11 protein-coding genes are annotated in these 12,026 nt (G+C 70.7%); 4 read left to right on the plus strand and 7 right to left on the minus strand.

From position 1 onward, the window contains the following. Window positions 1–47: 47 nt before the first annotated feature. Entirely contained in the window at window positions 48–1,832 is a 1,785-nt protein-coding gene (locus ABD366_RS05765; protein ID WP_324767944.1) for an ATP-binding SpoIIE family protein phosphatase, read from the minus strand. Between the two features lie 280 nt (window positions 1,833–2,112). On the opposite strand from ABD366_RS05765, the gene ctaD reads away from it, so the two are divergent. Further along, window positions 2,113–3,813, plus strand: a complete 1,701-nt coding sequence (gene ctaD / locus ABD366_RS05770) for an aa3-type cytochrome oxidase subunit I (protein ID WP_324767945.1) — start codon at window positions 2,113–2,115, stop codon at window positions 3,811–3,813. After that, window positions 3,810–4,145 (plus strand): hypothetical protein, encoded by a 336-nt coding sequence (locus ABD366_RS05775; RefSeq protein WP_324767947.1) that lies wholly within the window; start codon window positions 3,810–3,812, stop codon window positions 4,143–4,145. The genes ctaD and ABD366_RS05775 overlap by 4 nt, the downstream gene beginning before the upstream one ends. A gap of 72 nt (window positions 4,146–4,217) precedes the next feature. Here ABD366_RS05775 and ABD366_RS05780 read toward each other — a convergent pair whose 3' ends face one another. The 5 genes from ABD366_RS05780 to ABD366_RS05800 form a co-directional block, all read right to left on the minus strand. After that, window positions 4,218–5,438 carry an MFS transporter gene (locus ABD366_RS05780; protein ID WP_324767948.1) on the minus strand — a complete coding sequence of 407 codons (1,221 nt, stop codon included), beginning with the start codon at window positions 5,436–5,438 and terminating at the stop codon, window positions 4,218–4,220. 143 nt (window positions 5,439–5,581) lie between these two features. Then, window positions 5,582–6,241 (minus strand): endonuclease, encoded by a 660-nt coding sequence (locus ABD366_RS05785; RefSeq protein WP_324767950.1) that lies wholly within the window; start codon window positions 6,239–6,241, stop codon window positions 5,582–5,584. Next, window positions 6,238–7,248: a non-homologous end-joining DNA ligase gene (gene ligD, locus ABD366_RS05790; RefSeq protein WP_324767951.1), complete on the minus strand. Its 1,011-nt coding sequence runs from the start codon at window positions 7,246–7,248 to the stop codon at window positions 6,238–6,240. The genes ABD366_RS05785 and ligD overlap by 4 nt, the downstream gene beginning before the upstream one ends. Beyond that, entirely contained in the window at window positions 7,245–7,928 is a 684-nt protein-coding gene (locus tag ABD366_RS05795; protein ID WP_324767952.1) for a DNA polymerase ligase N-terminal domain-containing protein, read from the minus strand. Before ABD366_RS05795 ends, ligD begins: the two co-directional genes overlap by 4 nt. A 19-nt stretch (window positions 7,929–7,947) precedes the next feature. Continuing rightward, window positions 7,948–8,742: a SigB/SigF/SigG family RNA polymerase sigma factor gene (locus ABD366_RS05800; protein WP_324767953.1), complete on the minus strand. Its 795-nt coding sequence runs from the start codon at window positions 8,740–8,742 to the stop codon at window positions 7,948–7,950. 261 nt (window positions 8,743–9,003) lie between these two features. On the opposite strand from ABD366_RS05800, the gene ku reads away from it, so the two are divergent. Further along, a complete protein-coding gene (gene ku, locus ABD366_RS05805) occupies window positions 9,004–9,957 on the plus strand; it encodes a non-homologous end joining protein Ku (RefSeq protein ID WP_324767954.1) in 954 nt (317 codons plus the stop codon). Between the two features lie 36 nt (window positions 9,958–9,993). On the opposite strand, the gene ABD366_RS05810 is transcribed toward ku, so the two are convergent. Further along, a complete protein-coding gene (locus ABD366_RS05810) occupies window positions 9,994–10,710 on the minus strand; it encodes a hypothetical protein (protein WP_324767955.1) in 717 nt (238 codons plus the stop codon). A 258-nt stretch (window positions 10,711–10,968) separates the two neighbouring features. Between ABD366_RS05810 and ABD366_RS05815 the strand changes: the two genes are divergently transcribed. Further along, window positions 10,969–11,937 (plus strand): TIGR03557 family F420-dependent LLM class oxidoreductase, encoded by a 969-nt coding sequence (locus ABD366_RS05815; RefSeq protein ID WP_324767956.1) that lies wholly within the window; start codon window positions 10,969–10,971, stop codon window positions 11,935–11,937. Window positions 11,938–12,026 lie beyond the last annotated feature (89 nt).

Consider the following 12,026-nt stretch of genomic DNA (forward strand, 5'->3'; position numbering starts at 1 on the left):
AAGGGGCCCGGCAGCAGCCGGGCCCCTTCTGCGTTCCCTGCGCCCGCTCACGGCTCTTCCGGGCCGTCCTCGTCGAGTGCGAACCACACCGTCTTGCCCTCCGGCTCGGGGCGGACGTTCCACTGGTGGGCCAGCAGGTCCAGGAGGACCAGGCCGCGCCCGGACGAGGAGAGTTCACCCGGGGCGCGCCGGTGCGGCACGTCGTCGCTGCGGTCGGTGACCTCCACGCGCAGCCGTCGCCGGCCGGGCTCGCCGCTGATGTCGGCTTGCAGGACGGCGGAGTGTTCGGTGTGGACCAGCACGTTGCCGAGCAGTTCGGAGGCGAGCAGGACCGCCGTGTCGACCTGCTCGGGCCGCGCCCAGTCATGGAGCAGTCCCTGGAACTCGGTCCGGGCGTCGCGCAGGGCCTGTGCCTGGTCCTGTTCGAGGGTGAGGCGCAGATGGCGGTTGGGCGGACCCGAGTGGGCCGGGGAAGGGTCGCGGCGCAGCAGGAGCAGGGCGATGTCGTCCTCGGTGATGGAGGCGGGCTGGTCCTGTTCCTGCGGGGTCTCGGGAGCCACGACCGCGCTCAGGAGCCGCTCGGCGATGGCGTCCAGGTCCTCGGGGGTGCCCGGCGACAGCGCGTTGCGTACGCGGAGCCAGCCGGAATACATGTCGTGCCCGCCGGACTCGATCAGGCCGTCGGTGCACAGCATGAGGATCTCGTTCTCGCGCAGAGTGAGGACGTTGACGGGATAGTTGTCCTCCTCCAGGTCGAGGCCCAGGGGCAGGCCGCCGCTCAGGTGCTTCAGCAGACACGTTCCGTCCGGGAGGCGCAGCACGGGGTGCGGGTGGCCGGCGCGGGCGATGCGCAGGGTGCCGGTGGCGGCGTCGGCCTCCAGGTAGATGCAGGTCGCGAAGCGGTCCTCGTCGAGAGCCGCCAGGAAATGCGAGGCCCGGGAGAGGACGGCGTCGGGGCCGTGCCCCTCGGCCGCGTAGGCGTGGATGGCCGTGCGCAGCTGGGACATCAGTCCCGCGGCGTGCATGTCGTGGCCCTGGACGTCGCCGATCACCAGGCCGAGGCGGCCGTTGGGCAGGGTGATGCAGTCGAACCAGTCGCCGCCGACCATGAGTCCCCCGCCGGTGGGCAGGTAGCGGGCGGCGGTGGTGAGCCCGTCGACGCCGGGGCCCGAGCCGCCCATGCTGCTGCGCAGGCTCTGGGAGAGGGCGCGGTCCGCCTGGCCCGTGTAGGTGTGCTCGATGCTCTGGCTGAGCAGACGGGCGGTGGTCATCAGGAGGGCGCGCACGCCGTCGGTCATCCGCACCGGCGCGTCGAAGGCGGTCATCCATACGCCGGTGAGCTGACCGTAGGTGGTCAGCGGCAGGAAGGCCCAGGCCTCGTGCCCTTCACGGTCGGAGCGTTCCCAGGTGTCGGGGAACCGGGCCCGGTGTTCCTGCGGGGAGGCCAGGAAGACGGGGCGCCCGGTCCTGGCCACCTGCGCCCCGGGGTAGTCGCTCTCCAGGGGCATCCGGAAAGTGCCTTCCTCACAGCTCCGGAAGCCCAAGTGGCCGACGCAGTGCAGGAGTTCGCGGTCCGCGCGGAAGACCGCCTGGCCGCACAGCGGCAGGGTGGGATCGGCCAGCTGCGAGATCAGGGTGAGCGCTTCCCCCAGGGAGTCCGTGCGCGCCAAGGCGTGGCCCGTGACGAGCAGGTCGGCTCCCCGGTGGCGCACGCGGTCCGCCGCGTGCCCCGACCCGTCGGGGGTCGGGCCTTCCAGCCGGTTGAGAGCCTCGACCTGGCGCACCTCGGCGGCGTACTCCTCAGAACGGCCGTTCTCGCGCCCTCCACCCACCTGTGGCACTCCCGTCCGCTCGGCACACTCCGGTTTCTACCCATGTTCCGCCGATAACGTGCGAGCCGCCTATCCTGGCGGGTCTCGCGAGGGCTCTGACCTGGCCGGTCATCGAACTCGGGCCGGTGTGGGAGCTGTTGGGGGCCGCGCCGGGCGACGGCCGATTGGTGCATTCGGGCGAACCGCGCACGCGCGGGAGCGCTTTTCGCGGGTTCCCCGGCGGCGGTGGGCTAGTCGTGGTCGTGTCCCCCGACAGCACCGACGAAGAGAGCCCCACCTGATGACGTCCTTGGACAAGAGCGCTGAGGCCGCTCCCGACGCACCCGATGCGGAGGGCGCTCACACCCGGAGCCCCGGTGCGATCGTGGTGAAGTGGCTGAGCACCACCGACCACAAGACGATCGGGACGATGTATCTGTCGACCTCGTTCACGTTCTTCCTCGTCGGCGGGGTCATGGCGCTCTTCATGCGCGCGGAACTGGCCCGGCCCGGCACGCAGTTGATCTCGAACGAGCAGTTCAACCAGGCGTTCACCATGCACGGCACCGTCATGCTGCTGATGTTCGCCACGCCGCTCTTCGTCGGTTTCGCCAACTGGATCATGCCGCTGCAGATCGGCGCCCCCGATGTCGCGTTCCCGCGCCTGAACATGTTCGCCTACTGGATGTATCTGTTCGGCTCGCTCATCGCGGTCGGCAGCTTCCTGACCCCGCAGGGTGCGGCGGACTTCGGCTGGTTCGCCTACAGTCCGCTGTCCGACGCGGTGCATTCACCGGGGATCGGCGGTGACATGTGGATCATGGGCCTCGCCTTCCAGGGCTTCGGCACGATCCTGGGCTCGGTCAACTTCATCACGACCATCATCTGCATGCGCGCCCCGGGCATGACGATGTTCCGGATGCCGATCTTCACCTGGAACGTGCTGCTGACGGGTGTGCTGGTGCTGCTGGCCTTCCCGGTCCTCGCCGCCGCGCTGCTGGCGCTCGAGGCGGACCGGAAATTCGGCGCGCACGTCTTCGACGCGGCGAACGGCGGGCCACTGCTCTGGCAGCACCTGTTCTGGTTCTTCGGCCATCCGGAGGTGTACATCATCGCGCTGCCGTTCTTCGGCATCGTGTCCGAGGTCATCCCGGTCTTCAGCCGCAAGCCGATCTTCGGCTACTCGGGGCTCATCGGGGCGACGATCGCCATCGCCGGCCTGTCGGCGACCGTGTGGGCGCACCACATGTACGTCACCGGCGGGGTGCTGCTGCCGTTCTTCTCCTTCATGACGTTCCTGATCGCGGTGCCGACCGGGGTGAAGTTCTTCAACTGGATCGGCACGATGTGGAAGGGCTCCCTGTCCTTCGAGACACCGATGCTCTGGGCGGTCGGCTTCCTCGTGACCTTCCTCTTCGGCGGCCTGACCGGCGTGATCCTGGCGGCCCCGCCGCTGGACTTCCATGTCTCGGACTCGTACTTCGTGGTGGCGCACTTCCACTACGTCGTCTTCGGGACCGTGGTGTTCGCGATGTTCTCGGGGTTCCATTTCTGGTGGCCGAAGTTCACCGGGAAGATGCTCGACGAGCGGCTCGGCAAGATCACGTTCTGGACGCTGTTCTGCGGCTTCCACGGCACGTTCCTGGTGCAGCACTGGCTGGGCGTGGAGGGGATGCCGCGGCGGTACGCGGACTATCTCGCGGTCGACGGCTTCACCGCGCTCAACACCCTCTCCACGATCTCGTCCTTCCTGCTCGGTCTCTCCCTCCTGCCGTTCCTCTACAACGTCTGGAAGACCGCCAAGTACGGCCGGCCGATCCTCGTCGACGACCCGTGGGGCTACGGCCGCTCGCTGGAGTGGGCGACGTCCTGCCCGCCGCCGCGGCACAACTTCGTCACCCTGCCGCGGATCCGCTCCGAATCCCCCGCGTTCGATCTGCACCATCCCGGTGTCGCCGTTCTCGACCAGCGGCAGAACGCGCACGAGACCGCCTCCTCATGAGCACGGAGCAGGACGTCGAGTCGGGTCTGCGGCAGATGGAGGGCTATCTGCTGTGGACCTCGAAGCTGGACGAGACGCGCGCGCAGGCCGAGGGCTTCACGCAGCGGCTCCCCTGGCTCACCACGGCGCAGCGGGAGGAGGTCGAGCGTGTCTTCACCGAGGAGCGGCTCGCCTTCCACCAGGCCGCGCTCGTCCAGCTGGCGGAGCGCGCCCGTGAGCTGCGCGGGGAGTACAACGAGCGGTACGCCCGGCTGAAGGCGCGCTGTCTCGGCGTGTGCGCGGGCGGTGTCGGCGCCGCCGTCGGAGTGTTCTCGTACGTCGCTCAGAGGTGAGCAGTGGGGCCGCCCGTTCTGCCGTGATCACGGCAGAACGGGCGGCCCCATGTCCGGGGTCGGCCCGCCGTCTCAGGGAGCCGGGCTGACCTCCTGGTCGGTCTGCTTGGCGAACTCCGGACGGGAGGAGGTGACCACCTCGGAGCGTCGGGTGCCCCGGTCCATGAGGCCTCCCGTGAAGGCGAGGCCGAGGCCCGCCACGGCGAGCGCCGCCCCGACCAGGTTGGGCGAGGTCCAGCCCCAGCCCGCCGAGATGGCCAGGCCGCCGAGCCAGGCACCGCCCGCGTTGGCGAGGTTGAAGGCCGAGTGGTTGGAGGCCGCCGCCATCGTCGGAGCGTCCTCCGCCTTGGCCATGAGCAGCATCTGAACCGGTGTGGTGATCAGGGAGCCCATGGCACCGATGAACGTGATCGTGATCAGCGCCGGCACCGTGCTGTGCACGGCGAAGTAGAACGTCACCAGGGCCGCGGCGAGCAGCGCCATCCCCGCGTACAGCGTCGGCCGCAGGGCGCGGTCCGTGAGCGGGCCCGCGATGAGTGTGCCGAGTGTCATGCCGACGCCGTAGAGCGCGAGGACCAGCGTGGTCGAGGTGTCGGAGATGCCCGTGACGTTCGTCAGCATCGGCACCAGATAGCTGTAGACGGCGAAGAAACCGCCGAATCCGACGACGGCCGTGGCCAGGCCGATCACGACCTGCTTGTTGCCCATCGCCCGCAGCTCGTGCCGGATGCCGGACTGCGTGCCGCGCGGCTGGTACGGGACGAAGAGGGCCAGCGCGACGAGGGCGAGGACCCCGATGACGGCGACGGCCCAGTAGGCGGAGCGCCAGCCGAGGTGCTGGCCGAGGGCCGTGCCGGCCGGTACGCCGACGATGTTCGCGACGGTGAGCCCGAGGAACATCTTCGACACGGCGCGTGCGGCGCGCTCGGGGGCGACGAGCCGGGACGCGACGACGGCGCCGACGCCGAACAGCGCGCCGTGCGGCAGACCCGCCAGGAAGCGGGCGGCGAAGAGCAGGCCGAAGTTGGGGGCGAGCGCGGACGCGATGTTGCCGACCACGAACAGTCCGGACAGGAGCAGCAGCAGCCGCTTGTGCGGGACGCGCGCGCCGATGCCGGTCAGTACGGGAGCGCCGACGACGACACCGAGGGCGTACGCGGATACGAGGTTGCCGGCGTGCGGCACGGAGACGTCGACCCCGTCGGCGATCTGGGGCAGCAGCCCCATGGTGGCGAACTCGGTCGTGCCGATGCCGAACGCGACAACAGCCAGGGCCAGCAGGGCCAGCGGCATGGTGCAGGAGACCTTTCGGAGAAAGCGGTCCGTGGAATGGGGGATCCCGAGCCCCATTGCCCGGCGCCACCGTTCACGGGGGCGAGCCCACAAGCATGCAGCAGTGCGGGGCGGACACGCATTCCAAGATCGGTCCGTGGACCTCAGTGACCTCGGTCACCCGCCCGCGCCAGGCACTCCTGCACCACGCTCTTGTCCAGCGCGGCCCGGACCAGCGCCGCCGCCACCTCCGCGCGCGGGGCGTCGCCCGTCAGGCGGACCAGCGCGGCGGGGTCCTTCGGGAGCCCCAGGCGCTCGGCGCCCTGCAGGGTCTTGGCGTCCAGGAACGGCGCGTATTCGGACCAGACGTCCTGGACCTCCCGCAGGAAGATGTCGACGCCGGTCGGCCCGAGCCCCGGCATCCGGCGCAGCTGTGCACGCAGTTCGTCCACGTCTCCGTCGGCCCGCTCGCGCACCGTCCGCAGGTCCCCGCCCCACTCGTCGAGCACGAGCCGCGCGCCGTCGCCGAGCTGGGTCGCGGTGCGCTCGTCGTAGCGCCGGTAGCCGCCCTCGCCCAGGGCGTCGACGCGCTGCTGCCAGGTGGCGTCGGCCATGCGCCGGGGATCGCGCAGCCCGGCGTCGTACAGCGCCCGCGCGCTCGCCACCGCGACGGAGGCCCGGATCCGCGCGCTGAGCAGACTCGCCAGGACCAGCGTCCGGTACAGCGGCTGCGGGGTGTCCTTGAGGGGGATGCCCGCTTCGGCGGCGTAGGTCTGCCCGTAGCCGTCGAGCAGTTCCCGCATCACGTTCTTCTGGTCGCTCATGACTCCGGTTGCTCCCTGACGACGTCGGCGGCTCTCTTGTCGTCCCGCAGCCCTTGGTAGCGGGGGTGGCGCAGCATGCCGTCGCGCGTCCACTCGGCGAAGCCGATCTGCACCACGAGGTGCGGCCGCACCCAGTGGGCCGTCCGCTGTGCGATCCGGCCGGCGAACGGCGAGCCGGGCTGCTGAAGTGCGTCGAGCTGCGCGCGCAGCTCGCGCAGGGTGCGGCGGTCGAATCCGGTGCCGACCTTGCCCGCGTAGCGCAGTTGTCCGTCCTCGTAGTAGCCGATGAGCAGGGCGCCGAGGCCCTCGCGGCTGCCGGCGGGCTCGGTGAACCCGCCCACCACGAACTCCTGGCCCTGGCTGCACTTCAGCTTGAGCCAGTCGTCCGAGCGGCGTGTCTGGTACGTGCTGTCGGCCCGTTTGGCGATGAGCCCTTCCCATCCGCGGCGGCAGGCGTCGGCGAGAAGATCGGGGCCGCCCGCGTTGCGGTGGGCGGTGAAGCGCAGCGGCGCCTGGAACGTGAGGGCGCGTCGCAGCAGGGACTTGCGGTTGCGCAGCGGCAGGCGCCGTACGTCGACTCCGTCGAGGCGCAGCAGATCGAACACGTAGTAGGTGACGGCGACCTTGCTCGCCTCGACGTCGGCGCGCCGGGTGAGCCCCATGCGCTGCTGGAGCAGGGCGAAGTCCGTCCGCCCGTGCGCATAGGCGACGATCTCGCCGTCGACGGTGAAGTCCGCGCCGTCCTGTGCGGCGAGCGCCTCGATGATCTCGGGGTACGTGGCGTCGAGCCGGCGTCCCGAGCGGGAGCGGAGCGTCACCTCGCCTCTCTCCCGCACGGCGAGGACCCGGATGCCGTCCAGTTTCCGCTCGAAGACCCAGCCGGTGGGAAAGTCGCGGCGGTCGCTGAGCGTGGCCTTCATCGGGGACGCCGCGAGTTCGACTCCGGGTGCGGCGGGGCGCGTACGGCTGTCGAGGCCGGGCGGCAGCGTGTCGAGCAGGCCGGTCACGTCTGGTCGCCGTCGTTCGGCTCCCAGGTCGGGGCGTCGGGTGCCTCGGCGACCTGGCGGAGTGTGCGGCCGGAGCGGGCCGAGCGGGCTCGCCGCGGGTCGGTGGTGCCGCTGCCCGACGTGCTTCCGGTTCCGTCCGCGGTCCGCACGAGCAGCCAGGTCGGTTTCTTCGCCGAGCCGCCGTTCTGCTCCTCGCGGCCGTGGAAGCGGGTGAGTGCGTACTGGCCGCGCAGTTTCCGGCCGTGCAGTTCGAACGTGACGTGCCCCTTCTCCAGGGCCTGCGCGAAGGGCACGGGACGGTGGCGCTTGTCATGGCTGGTCGGGCTGTACGTGCCCTGGTCCCAGACGATGACCGTGCCTCCGCCGTACTCGCCCTGCGGGATCACCCCCTCGAAATCCCGGTACGACATGGGGTGGTCCTCGGTGGGGATGGCGAGCCGTTTGTCGTGCGGGTCGGTGGACGGGCCCTTGGGGACCGACCAGGACTTGAGCACGCCGTCGACCTCCAGGCGGAAGTCGAAGTGCATCGTGCTGGCGTCGTGGATCTGCACCACGAAGACGGGCTCGTCGGACGGGGATCGCGCGCCGTCGTCCGCCGTCCCGGGGTCGCCGCTCGGCTCGCTCGTCCGGTCGAAGTGCCGCTTCCCCCGGTAGGTCCGCAGTCCGTCCTTCTCGCTCACGACTGGCTCCCTTGCGTGGTCAGGCGGCCTGCTCGTGCCGGGAGGGCCGGGTGGCGTGGTCGCGGACCGAGGCGCAGCTGCGGGTGATGAGCCGGGAGACGTGCATCTGGGAGATGCCGACGACCTCGGCGATACGGGCCTGGGTCATGTCCTCGAAGAAGCGCAGGTAGAGGATGGTGCGTTCGCGTTCGGGCAGGTGCCGCAGGCCGGCCTTGGCGGCTTCGCGGTCGGCGACGAGGTCGTAGCCGTTCTCGGACTCGCCGAGGGTGTCGGCCAGGCTGTATCCGTCGTCGGAGGCGCCCGCCTCGGCGTCCAGGGACAGGGCGCTGTAACTCTCCAGCGCCTCCAGGCCGTCGCGCACCTCGTCGCAGGTGAGCCCGGTGCGTTCGGCGAGCTCCTCGGCGCTCGGCTCGCCCTCGTGCCCGGACCGGTTCATCAGGTCGCGGCGGGCGACGCGGACCTTGTTGCGCAGGTCCTGGACGCGGCGGGGCACCCGTACGTCCCAGGTGTGGTCGCGGAAGTGGCGGCGCAGTTCGCCGGTGATCGTGGGTACCGCGTAGGGCTCGAAGGCGCCGCGCCCGAGGTCGTACCGTTCGACGGCCTTGACCAGGCCCATCGCCGCGACCTGCTCCAGGTCCTGGATGTTCTCGCCCTTGTTGCGGAACCTTCTGGCCAGCCGGTTCGCCATGGGCAGCCACGCCTCCACCAGCTCTTCGAACAGCAGGTCGTGCTCCCGGCCGGCCGGGCTCTCGGCCATGCGCAGAAACGTCTGTTCGGTGTCCGGGGCATCGTCGTGCGGATGGTGGGTGGCCATGGAGAACTCGCTCCTCAACGCCGGCAGAAAAGGGGGCGAAGAGCAGACGGACCCGCATCTGGGTGTACAGCTCCCCGCAGACGCGCCTGTGGTCTCAAGCACTCACGACCGACTGCCCGTCGTCCCTGAGGACAAACAGTGGGGTACTGATCACGCTACGCGTGGGCCGTGCGCACCGCATACGGAGGACGGCTCGACATGCCGCCGTCCGGTGGGCTGCCTAGGCTGGGCGTTCTCGGGGCCTGACCAGGGAGGTTCGTCATGCCCCGTCCCGTGTGGACCGGCGCCGTCTCGTTCGGGCTCGTGACCATCCCGATCAGGGTCATGTCCGCCACCGAGGACCACAGCATCCGGTTCCACCAGTACCACTTGGACGACATGGGCCGGGTGCGCAGCCGCAAGGTGTGCGAACTCGAGGACCGCGAGGTCACCCAGGACGAGATCGGCAAGGGGTACGAGATCGCCCCGGGTCAGGTCGTCGCGGTCTCCGACGAGGAACTGCGCGAGATACCCCTGCCGACCGCGAAGGCCATCGAGATCGTCGCCTTCGTGCCCTACGAGTCCATCGACCCGATCCAGATCGGGGAGGGCTACTACCTGGAGTCCGGCGGGCAGGCCGCGACGAAACCGTACGTACTGCTGCGCAAGGCGCTGGAGCGCAACGCGAAGGCCGCCGTCGCCAAGTTCGCCTGGCACGGCCGGGAGCGGCTCGGGCTGCTGCGGGTGAAGGAGGACGTGATCGCCCTGCACGCCCTGAAGTGGCCCGACGAGATCCGCTCCCCCGCGGAACTGGCGCCGGCCGAGGTCGACATCACCGGCGAGGAGGTCGACGAGGCCCTGCTGCTGATCGACTCGATGACACGCGAGGAACCGCTGGAGGAGGCCGAGTGGGCCGCCGACCGCTACACGGCGGCCCTTGAGGAGGTCATTCACGCCAAGGCCGACGGCAAGAAGCCCCCCGCCGCCGAGCCGCAGGAGGCGCCGTCGGGGCGGGTCCTGGACCTGATGGCGGCCCTGGAGCAGTCGGTGCAGCAGGCCAAGAAGTCGCGCGGTGCCGAGAACGAGGGCCACGCGACCGTGCACGAGATGCCGAAGAAGAAGGCCGCCGCCAAGAAGACGACGAAGAAGACGCCGGCCAAGACGGCCACGGCGACGAAGTCCGCGGCCAAGAAGACGGCGAAGAAGACGGCGAAGAGGACCCCGCGCTCCGCCTGACCGGGTGAGCCCGGCGGGGTCGGTGCAGGACGCCGGTCAGTGCAGGACGCTGACCGCGCGGGCGATGACGAGCAGCGACGTCAGGAGGGCCGAGACGCTCTGCACACTCATCAGCAGCTTGGCGCGCGTGGACAGCGGCATCGTGTCCGTAGGGCTGAAGGCCGTGGAGTTGGTGACGGACACGTACAGGTAGTCCACCAGCGTGGGCACCCAGTCCGACGCGCCGCTGGCGCCCGCGCTGACCTCCTGGACGGCGTCGTCGTTCTCGTCCTGCGAGAAGCGGAAGTCCGCGAGCGGCAGTTCGGCGCGGGGCAGCTGCGTGCGGCTGACCGGGCCGCCGCGGTCCAGCTCCCAGTAGGCGAGACCGAAGACGATGATGTTCGTGAGCCACACCTGGGCCGCGGCCACCAGCAGCGACCGGCCGTCCTGGACCCCGGCGAACACCAGCTCGTGGATCAGCATGCCGAGCGCGACGAGATTGCTCGCCGCGATGACCGCCACCAGAGTGAGCGACAGGACGCGGAAGGTCCTGGTCTGCCGCGTCAGGCGCTGCGGATTGATCGCCACGAGCGGCACCAGCAGCACGAGTTCCAGGGCGGGCACCACGTAGCGCGGGGCGATCAGCAGCTGCTGCGGGAGGAACAGATACAGCGCGATCGCGGAGACGATCGCGGCCACGGCGGGCAGGCGGGCCTCTCCCCGCCGCTGGTGCCTGGGGTGCCTGATCCGAGCCTCCGCTCGCGTACGCGGCACGTGTCGCCCTCCTGGGTCGCCGGATCGCCTACGAGCAGCTTCTCGCATGGCGGCGGCCCTGCCGAGCGGGTACCCAGGAGGAGACGGCGGGCACGTCCACCGGCGCCGCCCGGCTGCCCGGACCTGCTGTTCCGCCCGGTCCCGCACCCGCCGGGACCGGCGCACCCGTGCCGCGTCACCCGTTCCGCGCAGCGCCCGGCGGGTACTCGCCGCCCAGCGAGATCCGAGTCCGCGCGATCAGTTTCCGGAAGGCGACGCATGACCACCTACGGCTACTTCCTCTCCTCCGAGGAGTTCACCCCCGCCGAGCTGCTCTCCCAGGCCCGCGCCGCCGAACAGGCCGGGTTCCAGGCACTGGCGATCTCCGACCACTTCCACCCGTGGAACGACGAGCAGGGCCAGAGCTCCTTCGTCTGGTCGATGATCGGGGCCCTGTCCCAGGTGACCTCGCTGCCCGTGACGACGCTGGTCACCTGCCCCACCGTGCGCATGCATCCCGCCGTCAACGCGCAGGCCGCGGCCACGGCGGCCGTACTGACCGAGGGGCGTTTCCGGTTCGGCATCGGCACCGGGGAGGCCCTGAACGAGCACATCCTCGGGGACCCCTGGCCCGAGGCGCCCCAGCGCATGGAAATGCTGGAGGAGGCCGTGCACGTGATGCGCCGGCTCTTCACCGGCGAACAGGTCACCCACCGCGGCGCCCACTACACGGTGCAGAACGCCCGGCTCTACACCCTCCCCGACGAGCCGCCCCCGCTCTACGTGTCCGGGTTCGGTCCGCAGGCCGCCGCGCTGGCGGGCCGGATCGGCGACGGGTTCGTGACGATGACCCCGGACGCGGACCTGGTGGGCCAGTTCCGCCGGGCGGGCGGCGGCCAGAACCCCGTGATCGGCGGCCTCAAGGTGTGCTGGAGCCACGACCGGGCGCAGGCCGTGAAGACCGTGCACCGGCTGTGGCCCAACGAGCAGCTCCCCGGCGAACTCCCCCAGGTCCTGCCCACCCCCGCCCACTTCGAGCAGGCCTCCGGCCTCGTCACCGAGGAGATGGTGGCCGGCGCCGTCGTCTGCGGCGACGACAAGGACGCGCACGTCGGCGCGGTGAAGGAGTTCGCCGACGCGGGCTTCGACGAGGTCTACGTCAACCAGATCGGCCCCGACCAGCAGGGCTTCTTCGACTTCTACCGCGCCGAGGTCCTGCCCCGGCTGCAGGACGCCGCACGCCGGTGACGAGCCCGTACTCTCCCGCCGGCCCCTACGCGGCCGGCCGGGCATGCGCGCCCCGATGACGGACACCCGGAACACGACACCCCTCGGCA

It is taken from the genome of Streptomyces kunmingensis, from assembly GCF_039533535.1.
Taxonomy (GTDB): Bacteria; Actinomycetota; Actinomycetes; order Streptomycetales; family Streptomycetaceae; genus Streptomyces; species Streptomyces kunmingensis.